Origin of the sequence: Paraburkholderia sp. BL25I1N1, from assembly GCF_003002025.1 — a bacterium.
Lineage (GTDB): Bacteria > Pseudomonadota > Gammaproteobacteria > Burkholderiales > Burkholderiaceae > Paraburkholderia.
In genome coordinates, this window is the sequence record NZ_PVZB01000021.1 from 99,668 (window position 1) to 115,166 (window position 15,499).

A 15,499-nucleotide genomic window follows, 5' to 3' on the forward strand; every position below is an offset into this window, starting at 1 on the left:
TTTTGGGGAAACCATACAGCATGAGTTTGATGACCAAGCTAGGCCTGCGGACACTTGTAGCGTCGTGCCTGATCGCCGTTGGCGGCGCCGCCCACGCACAACTCAACGTCCTCGTGACAGGCGTCGGGTCCACCCAGTTTCCAATCGCAACGGCGAACTTCGCCAATGAAGCGAACTCGCCGCAGCAAGTCAGCACGATCGTGCGTCAGGATCTCCAACGCAGCGGCAAATTCACGAACATCGACGCGGGCTCCACGCCGGTAGCCGAAACGGATTCCGTCGACCTCGGCAGCTGGAAGGCCAAGGGCGCCAACGCGTTCGTGTCGGGCAGCGTGAACCGTCTGCCGAACGGCCAGTACGAAGTGCGCTTCAAGCTGTACGACACCGTCAAGGGCGAAAGCCTCGGCGGCCTCGTGCTGGTGAGCCCGGAAAGCGGCCTGCGCATGAGCGCGCACAAGGTCGCGGACTACATCTACGCGAAGCTGATGGGCGGTCGCGGCGTGTTCGCCACGCGCCTGTCGTACGTCATCAAGACGGGCGGCCGTTATCAATTGCAGATCTCCGATTCGGACGGCCAGGACGCGCATATCGCGCTGTCGAGCCCCGAGCCGATCATCTCGCCGGCATGGTCGCCAGACGGCACCAAGGTCGCTTACGTCTCGTTCGAAAAGAAGAAGCCGATCGTCTACATCCACGATCTGCCCACGGGCCGCCGCATTGTCGTGTCGGACCAGAAGGGTAACAACAGTGCGCCGGCATGGTCGCCGGACGGACGCACGCTGGCCGTCGCGCTTTCGCGCACCGGCAACACGCAGATTTTCGCCGTCAACGCGGACGGCAGCGGCCTGCGCCGTCTCACGCAAGGCAGCTCGATCGACACCGAACCGTGCTTCTCGCCTGACGGCCAGTCGATCTATTTCACCAGCGACCGTGGCGGCCAGCCGCAGATCTACAAGATGTCGGCGCAAGGTGAAAACGCCGGCGCCGCGCAACGCGTCACGTTCACGGGCAGCTACAACACGAGCCCGCGCGTGAGCCCGGACGGCAAACAGCTCGCTTATATCTCGCGCGTCGGCGGCGGGTTCAAGCTGTATATCCAGGACCTGCAAGGCAACACCGCCACAGGCCTGACGGACACGACACATGACGAATCGCCGAGCTTCGCGGCGAACGGTCAGTACATTCTTTACGCCACACAGGTGAACGGCCGTGGCGTGTTGGCCGCAGTTTCGACCGACGGTCGCACTCGGCAGGTCCTGTCCGTTCAGGGTGGCAGCGTACGCGAGCCATCCTGGGGCCCGTTTATGCAATAACGTTGATGCAATAACACAAGGAGAGTACTCAAATGATGTCAAAACTTCGCTTCGCTTTCGCCGTATTGATGGTCGGTGCACTGGCAGCATGTCACTCGGGCGTCAAGCTCGATGAAAACGCTAACAAGGGTGGTACGGTTTCGGCGCAGCCGAACCCGAACGATGTCGCAACGGTCAATGTCGACCCGCTGAACGATCCGAACAGCCCGCTCGCGAAGCGCAGCATCTACTTCGACTTCGACAGCTACTCGGTCAAGGACGACTATCAATCGCTGCTGCAACAACACGCGCAATACCTGAAGAGCCATCCGCAACGCCACGTCCTGATCCAGGGCAACACCGACGAACGCGGCACCAGCGAGTACAACCTGGCACTCGGCCAGAAGCGTGCTGAAGCCGTGCGCCGTTCGCTGTCGCTGATGGGCGTGACGGACTCGCAAATGGAAGCCGTGAGCCTCGGCAAGGAAAAGCCGCAAGCTACGGGTCATGACGAATCGTCGTGGGCACAAAACCGCCGCGCCGACCTCGTGTACCAACAGTAAGTAACGGGTGATGAGCCGAATGACGCATCGTTTCTCCTGGCTGCGCTTTGCCGCAGCGGCCTGCGTCGCAGGCACGGCCTTCGCGGCCGTGCCCGCGCATGCGGGCATCTTCGACGACGATCAGGCCCGTCAGGCTATTCTCGATCTGCGTTCGAAGACCGATAGCCTGTCGAGTCAGTTGTCGGCCGCGCAGCGCACCATCCTCGATCAGTCCAACCGTCTCGACCAGTTGAATCAGCAGGTCGCGACGCTGCGTGGGCAGAACGAGGACATGGCCAACCAGCTCGCCACCGTGCAGAAGCAGCAGAAGGACTACTACACCGATCTGGACACGCGCCTGAAGAAATTCGAGCCGCAGCAGCAGACGGTGGACGGCGTCCAGGGCGAGGTGCAGCCGGGTGAGACCGATTCGTTCAACGCGGCTTCACAGCAATTCCGCAACGGCGACTTCAAGAACGCGGCGGCATCGTTCCGCGCTTTCATCTCCAAGTTCCCGAACAGCCCATACCAGCCGACCGCGCAGTACTGGCTCGGCAACGCGCTGTATGCACTGCGCGACTACAAGGGTTCGACGGCAACCTGGCAGGGTGTGGTGCAGAAATATCCGCAGCATCCGCGGGCGCCGGAAGCGCTGCTGGCAATTGCTAACAATCAGCTCGAGCAAGGTCAGAAGGCTGCGGCCAAGAAGACGCTGGAGCAGATCGTCGCGCAATATGGCGGCTCGGACGTCGCGCAGTCGGCACAGAGCAAGCTGTCGCAGATCAAGTAGTTTGGTGGTATTACTCAAGTAGTTGGCAGTAACGCGCAGTGACCGACGTCATAGCCACGCGCGCCTCTCGCTGAAAAGCTCGGGCGGTCTGCCCGGGCTTTTCACTATTTGAAATGCGGATCGGTGCGATGGGTTGACAGCGCGCCGAAGCTATCGCTATAATTTCGCTTCTCTTTTGGGTCGTTAGCTCAGCTGGTAGAGCAGCGGACTTTTAATCCGTTGGTCACAGGTTCGAATCCCGTACGGCCTACCAAAAGATTCAAGGGCTTGCACGCATTGGCGTGCGAGCCCTTTTCTTTTTGCGGCTCGGGTTGCGCAATGCAATCCCGCAAGACCGCTCGCAAAATTTATATCACAGCTGCATATATTCACCGATCTAGCTGCGGACTTTTCCCGCAACACTCACCACCATTTCCCACAGCACGACCGGCGTTTTCCCGCGCCAACGCTATTGCCACAGACAGGAAACAACGGACTCCGAACTGAACATTTATTGAGACATACAGACGTGCAATGATCGCCGCCGGTTCAGCGAAACACGCTGCGACTCTGCGTGAGCAGACGCTTTGGCAACGCCGCAGCCCCCTGCGCTTTCATTTCACCCATATGACTAATTTTCTGTTCGATCTGTTCTCGAACCTGGCTCTGCTTGCCTTCGTGCTGGCCGTCTGTCACCTGTGCAACCGCTTCGTCCCAGGCGCGTCACTCAATGGCTCGCATATATTCGCCGCGCTGGCATCGACTGCATGCCTGCTCGATGCTGCGCTGACCTTTTTAGTGTTCGCCGATTCGCAGAGTCGCTACGGTCAGTTCAGCACATCGACTGCGTTTTTCGAGCGCAGCGGCGCATACCTGCTCGCGATCATCGTGGCTCTTACCTGGCGTCGCGCTGCCCGCCGCGCGAAAGTCAGCGCCGACAAGCCGCTCGTCATCCACACTTCACCGTATTCGAAATCGAATCTGCCGATGTAGGCACGACAAGCGTCATCGCAACGAAGGCGTGCGCTGAATCGCCTGCTTTTCCCGCTGGACACGCCATATCAGCCACTGGAACGGTCCTTGCGGATGCCCGCGCCGTCGCCTATAACGTCCGAAGACCGAGTGTTACCTGAGTTACCGCTTGCGCCCGTCATCGGGCATTCGCCGCTGTATTGCACCACCGCTGTTCAATCAGTCGAAGGCAACTCACCCAACGAGGAACATCTTGGATCTCGAAACCGTACGCGTGTTCATCATGACCCGAGGCATCGACCTCGGCACCAAGGTTGTCGGAGCAATCGTCCTTTGGATCGTCGGCCGGTGGCTCATCGGTCTGATTATCGGACTACTGCGCAAAGTGCTCGCGCGCAACGGCCGGGTCGATCCCACGCTGGCGCATTACCTCGGCTCGATTCTGGGCGCACTGCTGAACCTGCTGCTGATCCTGGCGATCCTGCAGGTGTTCGGTGTCCAGACGACGTCGTTCGCCGCGCTGCTCGCCGGCCTCGGGCTCGCTATCGGCACTGCCTGGGGCGGTCTGCTCGCCCACTTCGCGGCGGGCGTATTCATGCAGGTTTTGCGTCCGTTCAAGGTCGGTGATTTCGTCACGGCGGGCGGCGTCACCGGCACGGTTTCGGAGTTGGGTCTATTCGGCACGACCATCGTGACGCCGGACAACGTGACGACCATCGTCGGCAATAACAAGATCTTTTCCGACACCATCTCGAACTACAGCATTCTCCCGGTGCGGCGCGTCGAGTTGACGGCGAAGATCGCCAACGGCGTCGATCCGACGGACGCGATGAACCGGTTGAAGGCGGCCGTCACACAGATTCCGAACGTGGCCGAGAGTCCCGCGCCGGACATCGAAGTATTGACCTTCACGCCGGAAGGCCCCCTGCTTTGTGTGCGGCCCTACACGAACAACGAGCACTATTGGCAGGTCTATTTCGACACCAATCGCGCGATCATCCAGACGTTCAAGGAAGCCGGCTACCCGACGCCGGAAACGCCACTGGCGCCGCGTGCGGTGACGTGAGCATCGTCGAGCCGCGTGAATGGCTCGCGTCCAATCGTTAAATTCACGAGATTCAGAAGCACCAAAGAAAACGGCGTCACGAAATTCGCGACGCCGTTTTTCATCTGGATACCTCTAGCACGAAAACCTCAACGGTTGCTCGGATTCGACGTGTTCTTGCGCATCATCTTCCACAGCGCCCCGAGCAAGACCGGCACGACCGCCGCGCCGATACCCACCAGCACGATCACATTCAGATACTGACGGATAAACGGAATGTTGCCGAAGAAGTAGCCGAGCAACGTCAGCAGCAACACCCAGAAGAATGCGCCGGCAAAGTTGAACAACTGGAACCGGCTCACGGTCATTTCCGATGCACCCGCAACGAACGGCGCGAAGGTCCGCACGACCGGAATGAAACGCGCCAGCACGATGGTTTTGCCGCCATGCTTCTCGTAGAAGTTGTGCGTCTTCTGCAGCGCGCTGCGATCGAGAAAGCGTTCGAGAAAAGGAATGTGCGAATTGAACACCCGCGGCCCGATGGCCCGCCCGATCATATAGTTGACGGTATTGCCGGCGATGGCCGCCACGAGCAGCAAGACGATCAGCAAACCAATGTTCATCTCGCCGGTCGCGCAAAAAGCGCCGCCGATGAACAGCAGCGAATCACCCGGCAGAAACGGCAGGATCACGAGCCCGGTTTCGCAGAACACGATCAGAAACAGCACTGCGTAGACCCAGGCGCCGTAGACATGAATGAAGTCTCCGAGGAACTTGTCGATGTGCAAGACAAGGTTGACGAAATGTAGCAACGTGTCCAAAGAGAATCCTTTATGAAGCGAATATGACGATGGCAAGAACAGCCGTGTGACCAGGCCTGTTAGCGATGGCGGCTAGCGCTCACTCGCCGCCGGAAATTGACCGCGTCATGATACAGAAAGTGCCCGGCCACAATTAAAAATCTCCCGGATGTCGGTGAGCTTGCGCGCGCCGCAGGCTTGCCGCGCTGAATCGCTATAATTTCGCCATGTCCGAATTCTCCGAAACGCCTGCCGGCCTCGACGCCGCGCCCGCGATTGCCGCCGCGGCGCCCGGCCCACGCCCGTTACGCGCGATCCAGCCCCTTCCCGATCAGCTGATCAGCCAGATCGCCGCCGGCGAAGTGGTCGAGCGGCCGGCCTCGGTCGTCAAGGAATTGCTGGAAAATGCGCTCGATGCGGGCGCGCAGTCGCTGCGCATCCTGCTCGACGAAGGCGGCGTCAAGCGCATCTCGATCACCGACGACGGCTGCGGCATCCCCGAGAACGAACTCGTGCTCGCGCTGATGCGTCACGCCACCAGCAAAATCCGCTCGCTTGCCGAACTGGAAGCGGTCGCCACACTGGGGTTTCGCGGCGAGGCGCTGGCCTCGATTGCCTCGGTCGCGCAGATGACCATCACGAGCCGCACGGCCGACGCGGCGCACGCGGTGCGGGTGGATGCGGAAACCGGCGTGCTGAGCCCCGCAGCCGGCACTCAGGGCACCACAATCGAAGTCCGCGAGTTGTACTTCAACACGCCGGCGCGCCGCAAATTTCTGAAGAGCGAGCAGACCGAACTCGGCCATTGTCTCGAACAGATTCGCCGCGCGGCGCTGGCGCGGCCGGACGTCGCGATTTCGGTGCTGCATAACGGCAAGGCGGTCGAACACTGGAACGCCAGCGAGCCGCCGGTGCGGGTCGCGAAGATTCTCGGCGAAACATTCGCAACAGCCCATTTGCCGCTCGACGAATCCGCCGGACCGCTGGCCGTGTACGGTTGCGCGGGTTTGCCGACCGCGAGCCGCGGGCGCGCCGATCAGCAGTATTTCTTCGTCAACGGCCGCTTTGTGCGCGACAAGCTGCTCACGCACGCCGTGCGCGCCGCTTATGAAGATGTCCTGCACGGCGAGCGCTATCCATCCTATGTGCTGTTCCTCGATCTGCCGCCTGAAGCGGTCGATGTGAACGTGCATCCGTCGAAGATCGAAGTGCGATTCCGCGATTCGCGCTCGATCCACCAGTTCGTCTTCCATGCCGTGCAGCGCGCGCTGGCGCGGCATGCGGGCGCATCGCCAGAGACGACGGCGGGCGGGCATGCGGCACATCTCGAGCCTTCCGTTGGCGGACCGGCTTCGTTTGGCGCAACGCCGTTGGGTGGCGCGGGCATCGGCGGCGTCGCTTTCGGTGCGGGCAACCGCGTGGGCGGCCTCGGCGGCGGCTTAGGTGGCGCATCGGGCGGCGGCTTCGGCTCGTCGTCGCAGCAGCCAGGCAACACGTGGACGCGCCAGGCGCGCATGACGCAGGGCACGCTGCCGGTCGCGCAACCGCTCGCGTTTTACGACGCGCTCTTCGGCCGCAAAGACACCAACGCCGGTACGGCTGAAGGCGCCACGCTGTTCGAGGCGCGCGATTCGGCCGCCGAATCGCCATCGCCGTACAACGCGTCCGCGCCTTATCCGGCGCCCACGTTCCATGCCGCCGATGAGCAGCCGCTCGGCTTCGCCCTCGGCCAGATTCATGGCATCTATGTGCTGGCGCAGAACGCGCACGGTCTGGTGATCGTCGACATGCATGCCGCGCACGAGCGCATTCTGTACGAGCAGTTCAAGAACGCGCTGGCCGATCGCACGATTGCCGTGCAGCCGCTGCTGATCCCGCAATCGATGCAGGCGGACCCGATCGAAATCGGCACGGTGGAAGAAGAACGCGACACGCTGGATGCGCTCGGTTTCGACCTCGCCGTGCTGTCGCCCACTACGCTCGCGATCCGCGCCGTGCCGGCGCTGCTGAAAGACGCCGATCTACAGGCGCTGGCGCGCGCGGTTCTCGCCGACCTGCACGCGTTCGGCGGCTCGCGCGTGTTGACCGAACGTCAGCACGAGATGCTCGGCACGCTCGCCTGCCATCACGCGGTGCGCGCGAATCGTCGTTTGACGCTCGATGAAATGAACGCGCTGCTGCGTCAGATGGAAGCCACCGAGCGCGCCGATCAATGCAATCACGGGCGTCCCACGTGGTATCAGTTGACGCTGTCCGATCTCGATCGGCTGTTCATGCGTGGTCAATGACGTGACGCCGCTTCGACCCGCAACCGCTTGCCCATGACCGCGCACATGACTTCGCGCATACCCACGGTCGTGCCGTGTCTGCTGGGCCCGACCGCATCCGGCAAAACGGCTGCCGCGCTGGCGCTCGCCGCACGGCGCCCGGTGGAAATCATCAGTGTCGATTCGGCGTTGGTCTATCGCGAGATGGATATCGGCACGGCCAAGCCGACCGCTGAAGAACGCGCGGCGGCGCCGCATCATCTGATCGATATCATCGATCCCACCGACGCCTATTCCGCCGCGCAATTTCGCGCCGACACTTTACGGCTGACCGGCGAGATTCACGCGCGCGGGCGGCTGCCGTTGCTGGTCGGCGGGACCATGCTGTACTACAAGGCACTCACGCAAGGGCTCAGCGATCTGCCCACCGCCGACGCGGATGTGCGCGCCACGCTCGACGCCGAGGCCGCGCGCGAAGGCTGGCCCGCCCTGCATGCGCGGCTTGCCGTAGTCGATCCTGAGACGGCCGCGCGGCTGGCGCCGAACGATTCGCAACGGATTCAGCGGGCGCTCGAAATTTTCATGCTGACAGGACAGGCCATGTCCGCTTTACTGGCCGCGCCCGCCCCACAGGACGCCGCCGCGGCCGCATGGCGCTTCGTGCCGATTGCACTGGAGCCGTCCGATCGCAGCGTGCTGCATGCGCGCATTGAGAAGCGCTTCGATGCGATGCTAGCCGGCGGTTTCGTCGATGAAGTGGTGAAGTTGCGCGAACGCGGCGACTTATTGCCCGAGATGCCGTCCATGCGTTGCGTGGGCTACCGGCAAGTCTGGGAGTATCTGGACGGCGCCGTCGACTATGCAACCATGCGCGACAAAGGCGTCTTCGCGACGCGCCAGTTGTGCAAGCGACAGCTCACATGGCTGCGAAGCATGCCAGAGCGGGTGGTGGTGGATTGCTGCGATCCGCACGCGACGGCGCGGGTGCTTGAAGAGATTGAAGCGTTGCTTTGAAACTTTGATTCGTGAAAGCTTTGAACCGCGCGGCGCCGGCTAGTCGCGCGCCGCGCGGTCTCACAAGCCTTTTAGACCACGACCGTCTGAGCTTCACCGGCCGCGCTTTCGCGAATCACGCCGATCTTCCAGACCTGCTCGCCGGCAGCCGACAGCAGACCGATTGCCGCATCGGCATCAGCAGCCGATACAACCACGGCCATACCGATACCGCAGTTGAACACGCGGTGCATTTCCGCATCTGCCACGCCGCCGTGCTTTTGCAACCACGAGAACAGCGGCGGCAACGGCCAGCCACGATGATCCAGTTCAGCCGTCAGGCCTTCACGCAACACGCGCGGAATGTTCTCGACCAGCCCGCCACCCGTGATGTGCGCCATGCCCTTGACGGCGATCTGCTGCATCAGTGCCAGCAGCGGCTTCACATAAATATGCGTGGGCGCCATCAACGCGTCGGCGAGCGAACGGCCGTCGAAATCCGCGTTCAGATCCGGCTGCGCGCGCTCGATGATCTTGCGCACCAGCGAAAACCCATTTGAATGGATACCGCTCGACGCCAGGCCCAGCACCACGTCTCCGGGGGCGATGGTGCTGCCGTCGATAATCTTGCTCTTTTCAACCGCGCCGACCGCGAAACCGGCCAGATCGTACTCGCCGTCGGGATACATGCCCGGCATTTCCGCCGTCTCGCCGCCGATCAACGCGCAGCCCGACAGTTCGCAGCCATGCGCGATACCCTTCACGACCGTTGCCGCCGTGCCGACGTCCAGCTTGCCGCAGGCGAAATAGTCGAGGAAGAACAGCGGCTCGGCGCCTTGTACGAGAATGTCGTTCACGCTCATCGCCACCAGATCCTGGCCGACGGTGTCGTGTTTGTTCAGTTGAAACGCGAGACGCAGCTTGGTGCCGACGCCGTCGGTGCCGGACACCAGCACCGGCTCCTTGTATTTCTTCGGCACTTCGAACAGCGCGCCGAACCCGCCGATGCCGCCCAGCACGCCGTCGCGCATCGTCTTTTTGGCAAATGGCTTGATCGCGTCGACCAGGGCGTCGCCCGCGTCGATGTCCACGCCGGCGTCGCGATACGACAGACCTTGGGCCGAATCAGTTGAATTCGGGGCGGATTTCGGTTGATTCATGGGGAAGAGCTCGAAGGTCGGTAAAATGCGATTTTACCCGATGCCGGCCCGGAGTTGGCGCTTCAGCGCTTACTCCGGCCCCATACAGAGTTGCCGGCCGACTGGCTGGAATTTGCATCACCCTCAATGATCCGGTCGCGACGACACCTGGGAAACAAACCTTGCAAGAGAACTCTTCGATACTGACGCCCGTTCAGCGCCGCGCCTTTATCTGGCTGGCTATCGCGCTGGGCGTCGGGATTTTGCTCTGGCTGCTGAGTCCGGTTCTCACGCCATTTCTGCTCGGCGCGATTCTCGCGTACATTCTGCAGCCGGGCGTGGCGTGGATGGTGCGGCGGCGCGTGCCGCGCGGTCTGGCCGCCTTGCTGATGATGCTGCTTTTCACGCTCGTGATGACGCTGCTCGTGCTGCTGGTTCTGGCGGTCATCCAGAAAGAAGCGCCGCAGCTCAAACAACAGGTGCCTGTATTCTTTGCACACGTGAACGCCTGGCTGCAACCCAAGCTGGCCATGCTGGGACTCGCCGATTCGCTCGATTTCGCCAGTCTGCGCGATCTCGTCATGGGGCAACTGGAAGGCAGCGCGCAAACCGTTGCGGTTTACGCGTGGACCTACATCCGCACGAGCAGCAACCTGATGATGACGGTGGTCGGCAACGTGGTGCTGGTGCCGCTCGTGCTGTTCTATCTGCTGTACGACTGGAACCGCATGCTCGCGCGTGCGCAGGTTGTCGTGCCGCGCCGCTGGCTCGACAAGACGCTGCAACTGGCGCGTGACATGGACCAGATGCTGTCGCAATACCTGCGTGGCCAGCTACTCGTGATGGGCGTGCTGGCGGTGTTTTATGCGGTGGCGCTGACTATCGCGCGCTTCGAGATCGCGTTGCCGGTCGGTATTTTTACGGGACTCGCGGTGTTCATCCCGTACATCGGTTTTGCAACCGGCCTTGCGCTCGCGCTGCTCGCGGCACTGCTGCAATTCGGCGACTGGTACGGCTTCGGCGCGGTCGCGCTGATTTACGGCGTCGGCCAGATCCTGGAGAGCTTTTTTCTCACGCCGCGGCTGGTGGGCGAACGGATCGGACTGCACCCGCTCGCGGTGATTTTCGCGTTGCTCGCGTTCGGGCAGCTGTTCGGCTTTTTCGGCGTATTGCTTGCGTTGCCGGTCAGCGCGATTCTGTCGGTCGCCGTGCGCGAGTTGCGGCAAAGCTATCTGACGAGCACGCTTTATAACAACTGACTGATCCTTGACTATTTCGGCCCGTCATACGGCCATTTGCGGCCCAAGCCTCCTTTTCGGCATTCACCTACTGTGCTTCGTCAACTGACGCTCGATCTCGGCACCCCGCCGCCATCGACATTCGACAATTTCTTCGCCGGCGCCAACGCTGAGCTGGTCACGCGCCTGCGCGAGCTCGAGAACGCGCTTGCAGCCGGGCCGGTCGCCGATCGCACGTTCTACCTGTGGGGCGAGTCCGGCAGTGGCCGCACGCACCTGCTGCAGGCGCTCGTGCACGAAGCGTCGCCGGGGCACGCGCGCTTCGCCGGTCCGCAAAGCAGCCTCGCCGCGTTCAGCTTCGACCCGCGCGTCGCGCTCTATGCGATCGACGATTGCGACGGCCTTTCGGCCGCGCAGCAGATCGCCGTCTTCAACCTGTTCAACGAAGTGCGCGCGCATCCCACCAGCGCATTGGTCGCCGCGGGCAACGCGCCGCCGATCGGCATGACGGTGCGCGAGGATTTGCGCACGCGCCTCGGCTGGGGCCTCGTGTTCCATCTCGCGCCGCTGCCGGACGAAGGCAAGGCCGCGGTGCTCAAACACGCGGCGCGCGAGCGCGGCATCATGCTGGCCGACGACGTGCCGGCCTACCTGCTCACGCATTTTCGGCGCGACATGCCCAGTTTGATGGCGCTGCTCGACGCGCTCGACCGCTTCTCGCTCGAACAGAAACGCGCGGTCACGCTGCCGCTATTGCGTACCATGCTCGCTTCGCCCGACGTCGAAGAGCGGCGCGCCGGGCCGAGCTCGGCGGCCTCATCCGCGTCGTCCGCCGCTTCAAGTAAAATAGGCCCCCATGGCTAACCTCGCACTCTTCGATCTCGACCACACGCTCATCCCCACCGACAGCGACCACGAATGGGGCCGCTTCATGGTGAAACACGGCATGGTCGACGCCGAAAATTTCGCCCGTGAAAACGACCGCTTTTTCGCCGACTACAAAGCCGGCAAGCTCGACATTCACGCTTATCTGATCGCAATGCTCACGCCGCTGTCGAAGTACACGCGCGCGCAACTCGCCGACTTTCACGCGCAGTACATGCACGAAGTCATCAAGCCGGCCATTTTTCCCGTCGCGCTGGAACTGGTGAAGCAGCACCGCGAAGCCGGCGACCTGTGCTGCGTGGTGACCGCCACCAACGAATTCATCACCCGCCCGATCGCTCAGGCATTCGGCGTCGACACGCTGATCGCCTGCGAAGCGGAAACCGTCGACGGCGAGCGGCATTCGCCATACACCGGCCGCCCCACCGGCACGCCCAGCTACAAGGAAGGCAAGATCGTGCGCACCGAAGCGTGGCTCGCCTCGCTCGGCAAGACGTGGAGCGACTTCGAGCACAGCTTTTTCTATAGCGACTCGCACAACGACATTCCGCTGCTCGAAAAAGTCACCGACCCAATCGCTACGAATCCCGACGACACATTGCGCGCCCATGCGCAGGCCAAAGGCTGGCGCATCCTCGAACTCTTCCAACCCTCGTGATCAAAAAATTTATCCGCAAACTATTCGGCCAGGATTCAGCGCCCGCTGACGAGAGCCTGCCCGCCGAAGCCGAAGCCGAAGCAGACGAAACCGGCAGCGCACCGGCGCGCACAACGTCGAGCGCGAGTAAAGCGCGCCGCAAGCCCACCCGCTCCGCCGCGCCCGTGAAAACCGTGCGCGATCCGGACGTGCCGGTCATCATTCCGCACGACGTGCATGGCATCGACCAGGCGCTGATCTCGAGAAACGCGATTCGCGTGACCGAAGGTCTGCAACAGGCGGGGCACCGCGCGTTCATCGTCGGCGGCGCGGTGCGCGATCTGCTGCTCGGCATTAAGCCGAAAGACTTCGACGTCGCCACGGATGCCACGCCCGAACAGGTGCAGAAGCTGTTCCGCCGCGCGCGCATCATCGGCCGGCGGTTTCAGATCGTGCATGTGCAGTTCGGCCAGGAAATTATCGAGACGTCGACATTCCGCGCGCTGGTCGATCCGCCCGCGGCCGACGCGCCTCCGGCGCGCCGCCTGAAGCGCGACGAGCTCGACCGCCGCACACATGCGGTGGACGCAAGCGGCCGCGTGCTGCGCGACAACGTGTGGGGCGAGCAGCACGAAGACGCCACGCGCCGCGACTTCACGATCAACGCGATGTACTACGATCCGGCCACCCAAACCGTGCTGGACTATCACAACGGCATGGCCGACATGCGCGCGCGTCTGTTGCGCATGATCGGCGACCCGGCCACGCGTTATCGCGAAGATCCGGTGCGCATGCTGCGCGTGGTGCGTTTCGCGGCGAAGCTCGACTTCGAGATCGAGGACAGCACCCGCGAGCCGATCGCCAACATGGCCGATCTGATCAACAACGTGCCCGCCGCGCGTCTGTTCGACGAGATGCTCAAGCTGATGCTATCGGGCCATGCGCTCGCGTGTTTGAAACGCCTGCGCCAGGAAGGCCTGCATCATGGCCTGCTGCCCTTGCTCGACGTGGTGCTCGAGCAGCCCATCGGCGAAAAATTCATCACGCTCGCGCTGAACAATACGGATGCCCGCGTGCGTGCCGGCAAGCCGGTTTCGCCGGGCTTCCTGTTCGCTACGCTGTTGTGGCACGACGTACAGCAGCGCTGGCAAAAATTTGAAGCGAACGGCGAATATCCGGTGCCCGCGCTGCATCGCGCGATGGACAACGTCCTCGACATGCAAACGGAGAAACTCGCGATCCACAAGCGCTTCTCGTCGGATATGCGCGAGATCTGGGGCCTGCAGCTGCGCCTCGAAAAACGCTCGGGAAGAAGTGCGCTGAAGCTGCTGGAACACCAAAGATTTAGAGCGGGGTATGATTTCCTCCTGTTGCGCTGCGAATCGGGCGAACTCGATGAGTCGGTCGGTGCGTGGTGGACGGAGTTCATAGAAGGAGACATCGCCGCGCGTGAGGCATTGCTCACGCAAGGCGGGAAGGACCGAAGCCCCAGAAAACGACGGCGGCGCAGCAGTAGCGGTAGAAACCGCAAGCCGGGGGACGGATTGGAGGGCGGCACGCCAGCCGAACGCACAGCCGACGACGCAGGCCATGACGGCTCGCACGAAGACTGATATAGCGTTCGCTGTTGCCGTCGAACGATAGTTGCAGGAAGTTATGCCATGACGGTTGCTTATCTCGGCCTCGGCGCGAATCTCGGGGACGCGCGCCAGACCCTGAAAGACGCGGTGGTGTGCCTCGCACAACAGCACACCATCACCGTGCTCGCCAAGTCGAGCCTGTATCGCACTGCCCCGATCGACGCGGGCGGCGACGATTATTTCAACTGCGTCGTGCAGATCGAGACGACGCTCCCCGTGCGGCATCTGCTTGCGCTCTGCCACAAGATCGAGCATCAGTTCGGCCGCGAGCGGCCGTTTCGCAATGCACCGCGCACGCTCGATCTGGACATCCTGCTGTTCGGCGATCAATCGATCGACGAAGCCGATCTGATCGTGCCGCACCCGCGTTTGATCGAACGCGCATTCGCGCTGGTGCCGCTCGTCGAGATCGATCCCGCACTCGTGATCCCGCAACACGGCCGCGCGGAAGCGCTGCTCAGCCGCGTGAGCGATCAGCGCATCGAGAAAGTGAAAGGACCTTGCCAATGTCCCATGCTCAATGCATTGGTCGCAGGCAAGAGCACCGCTCCTAAAGGCCGTTGCGAATGAATTCAACGCCGCTCACCGTCACCGCGCCGCAACTGCGGCCTCCGTTCGGCTATCTCGCGATCGAAGGGCCGATCGGCGTCGGCAAGACCTCCCTCGCACGACGCCTCGCGCAACGCTGGTCGATGCATGAACTGTTCGAACGGCCGCAGGACAATCCCTTTCTCGAACGTTTTTATCGCGACACCGCGCGATACGCGTTGCCCACGCAATTGCACTTTGCCTTGCAGCGCGCGCAGCAAGCTCAGGACGTGAGCGCGGCGCACGTATCGGGCACCCCGCTGGTCGCCGATTTCATGACGCAGAAGAACGATATCTTCGCGCGTCTGACGCTGCAGGAAGACGAGTGGCAGTTGTATCGCGCGCTCGCTGCGCGGATCGATGTCAGCGCGCCGGCTCCAGACTTCGTGGTCTATCTGCAGGCGAGCCCGGAAGTGCTGTTCGCGCGCATCCAGAAGCGCGCGGTGCCGATGGAGCTGCAGATTTCCGACGCGTATCTGCACGCCCTGTGCGACGCGTACAACGAGTTTTTCTATCACTACGACCGCACGCCAGTGCTGACGGTCAACGCCGAACATCTGAATCCGCTCGACTCGGACGCGGACCTTGCGCTACTCGCCGAACGCATCGAAACCATGCGCGGCCGCAAGGAATTCTTTGTCAAAGGCACGTCGCTGTAAGCGGCGCAGCCACCTCTCTTTTCTCAACGGATT

General features: G+C 62.4%; 15 protein-coding genes and 1 tRNA gene. 14 read left to right on the forward strand and 2 right to left on the reverse strand.

What is annotated here, in order from left to right:
- Nucleotides 1-20 precede the first annotated feature (20 nt).
- The 6 genes from tolB to B0G73_RS28315 all read left to right on the forward strand — a co-directional run bounded on the left by tolB (nt 21) and on the right by B0G73_RS28315 (nt 4,641).
- A complete protein-coding gene (tolB, locus tag B0G73_RS28290; protein ID WP_106284475.1) occupies nt 21-1,313 on the forward strand; it encodes a Tol-Pal system beta propeller repeat protein TolB in 1,293 nt (430 codons plus the stop codon).
- Between the two features lie 32 nt (nt 1,314-1,345).
- On the forward strand, nt 1,346-1,855 hold the full coding sequence (pal, locus tag B0G73_RS28295; RefSeq protein WP_012431817.1) for a peptidoglycan-associated lipoprotein Pal: 510 nt from the start codon (nt 1,346-1,348) through the stop codon (nt 1,853-1,855).
- A 19-nt stretch (nt 1,856-1,874) separates the two neighbouring features.
- Nucleotides 1,875-2,624, forward strand: coding sequence for a tol-pal system protein YbgF (gene ybgF, locus B0G73_RS28300; protein WP_106284476.1), 750 nt, complete (start codon nt 1,875-1,877; stop codon nt 2,622-2,624).
- A gap of 177 nt (nt 2,625-2,801) precedes the next feature.
- Nucleotides 2,802-2,877: transfer RNA gene (locus tag B0G73_RS28305), tRNA-Lys, on the forward strand.
- Nucleotides 2,878-3,137: 260 nt separating this feature from the next.
- On the forward strand, nt 3,138-3,596 hold the full coding sequence (locus tag B0G73_RS28310; protein ID WP_308706152.1) for a hypothetical protein: 459 nt from the start codon (nt 3,138-3,140) through the stop codon (nt 3,594-3,596).
- Nucleotides 3,597-3,828: 232 nt separating this feature from the next.
- Nucleotides 3,829-4,641: a mechanosensitive ion channel family protein gene (locus tag B0G73_RS28315; RefSeq protein ID WP_106284477.1), complete on the forward strand. Its 813-nt coding sequence runs from the start codon at nt 3,829-3,831 to the stop codon at nt 4,639-4,641.
- Nucleotides 4,642-4,769: 128 nt separating this feature from the next.
- Here the strand turns inward: B0G73_RS28315 and B0G73_RS28320 are convergent, their stop codons facing one another.
- Nucleotides 4,770-5,441, reverse strand: a complete 672-nt coding sequence (locus B0G73_RS28320) for a DedA family protein (protein WP_106284478.1) — start codon at nt 5,439-5,441, stop codon at nt 4,770-4,772.
- 206 nt (nt 5,442-5,647) lie between these two features.
- Here B0G73_RS28320 and mutL point away from each other — a divergent pair, with 206 nt between their 5' ends.
- Nucleotides 5,648-7,708, forward strand: coding sequence for a DNA mismatch repair endonuclease MutL (mutL, locus tag B0G73_RS28325; RefSeq protein WP_106284479.1), 2,061 nt, complete (start codon nt 5,648-5,650; stop codon nt 7,706-7,708).
- Nucleotides 7,709-7,753: 45 nt separating this feature from the next.
- Nucleotides 7,754-8,701, forward strand: coding sequence for a tRNA (adenosine(37)-N6)-dimethylallyltransferase MiaA (gene miaA / locus B0G73_RS28330; RefSeq protein WP_106284520.1), 948 nt, complete (start codon nt 7,754-7,756; stop codon nt 8,699-8,701).
- A 71-nt stretch (nt 8,702-8,772) separates the two neighbouring features.
- Here the strand turns inward: miaA and purM are convergent, their stop codons facing one another.
- Entirely contained in the window at nt 8,773-9,840 is a 1,068-nt protein-coding gene (gene purM / locus B0G73_RS28335; RefSeq protein WP_012431808.1) for a phosphoribosylformylglycinamidine cyclo-ligase, read from the reverse strand.
- Between the two features lie 161 nt (nt 9,841-10,001).
- On the opposite strand from purM, the gene B0G73_RS28340 reads away from it, so the two are divergent.
- The 6 genes from B0G73_RS28340 (at nt 10,002) to B0G73_RS28365 (ending at nt 15,466) form a co-directional block, all read left to right on the forward strand.
- Nucleotides 10,002-11,078: an AI-2E family transporter gene (locus tag B0G73_RS28340; protein ID WP_106284480.1), complete on the forward strand. Its 1,077-nt coding sequence runs from the start codon at nt 10,002-10,004 to the stop codon at nt 11,076-11,078.
- Between the two features lie 72 nt (nt 11,079-11,150).
- Nucleotides 11,151-11,921 (forward strand): DnaA regulatory inactivator Hda, encoded by a 771-nt coding sequence (gene hda / locus B0G73_RS28345; RefSeq protein ID WP_106284481.1) that lies wholly within the window; start codon nt 11,151-11,153, stop codon nt 11,919-11,921.
- Nucleotides 11,914-12,600 carry an HAD family phosphatase gene (locus B0G73_RS28350; protein ID WP_106284482.1) on the forward strand — a complete coding sequence of 229 codons (687 nt, stop codon included), beginning with the start codon at nt 11,914-11,916 and terminating at the stop codon, nt 12,598-12,600. The genes hda and B0G73_RS28350 overlap by 8 nt, the downstream gene beginning before the upstream one ends.
- On the forward strand, nt 12,597-14,192 hold the full coding sequence (gene pcnB, locus B0G73_RS28355; RefSeq protein ID WP_106284483.1) for a polynucleotide adenylyltransferase PcnB: 1,596 nt from the start codon (nt 12,597-12,599) through the stop codon (nt 14,190-14,192). The genes B0G73_RS28350 and pcnB overlap by 4 nt, the downstream gene beginning before the upstream one ends.
- Before the next feature lie 48 nt (nt 14,193-14,240).
- Nucleotides 14,241-14,789, forward strand: coding sequence for a 2-amino-4-hydroxy-6-hydroxymethyldihydropteridine diphosphokinase (gene folK / locus B0G73_RS28360; RefSeq protein WP_106284484.1), 549 nt, complete (start codon nt 14,241-14,243; stop codon nt 14,787-14,789).
- Nucleotides 14,786-15,466, forward strand: coding sequence for a deoxynucleoside kinase (locus B0G73_RS28365; RefSeq protein WP_106284485.1), 681 nt, complete (start codon nt 14,786-14,788; stop codon nt 15,464-15,466). Before folK ends, B0G73_RS28365 begins: the two co-directional genes overlap by 4 nt.
- Nucleotides 15,467-15,499 lie beyond the last annotated feature (33 nt).

Excerpts from the sequence above, each read along its gene's own strand:
- tolB (WP_106284475.1), top strand. The coding sequence starts at position 21 with ATGAGTTTGATGACCAAGCTAGGCCTGCGGACACTTGTAGCGTCGTGC.
- pal (WP_012431817.1), top strand. The coding sequence starts at position 1,346 with ATGATGTCAAAACTTCGCTTCGCTTTCGCCGTATTGATGGTCGGTGCA.
- ybgF (WP_106284476.1), top strand. The coding sequence starts at position 1,875 with ATGACGCATCGTTTCTCCTGGCTGCGCTTTGCCGCAGCGGCCTGCGTC.
- B0G73_RS28310 (WP_308706152.1), top strand. The coding sequence starts at position 3,138 with ATGATCGCCGCCGGTTCAGCGAAACACGCTGCGACTCTGCGTGAGCAG.
- mutL (WP_106284479.1), top strand. The coding sequence starts at position 5,648 with ATGTCCGAATTCTCCGAAACGCCTGCCGGCCTCGACGCCGCGCCCGCG.
- miaA (WP_106284520.1), top strand. The coding sequence starts at position 7,754 with ATGACTTCGCGCATACCCACGGTCGTGCCGTGTCTGCTGGGCCCGACC.
- purM (WP_012431808.1), bottom strand. The coding sequence starts at position 9,840 with ATGAATCAACCGAAATCCGCCCCGAATTCAACTGATTCGGCCCAAGGT.
- B0G73_RS28350 (WP_106284482.1), top strand. The coding sequence starts at position 11,914 with ATGGCTAACCTCGCACTCTTCGATCTCGACCACACGCTCATCCCCACC.
- folK (WP_106284484.1), top strand. The coding sequence starts at position 14,241 with ATGACGGTTGCTTATCTCGGCCTCGGCGCGAATCTCGGGGACGCGCGC.
- B0G73_RS28365 (WP_106284485.1), top strand. The coding sequence starts at position 14,786 with ATGAATTCAACGCCGCTCACCGTCACCGCGCCGCAACTGCGGCCTCCG.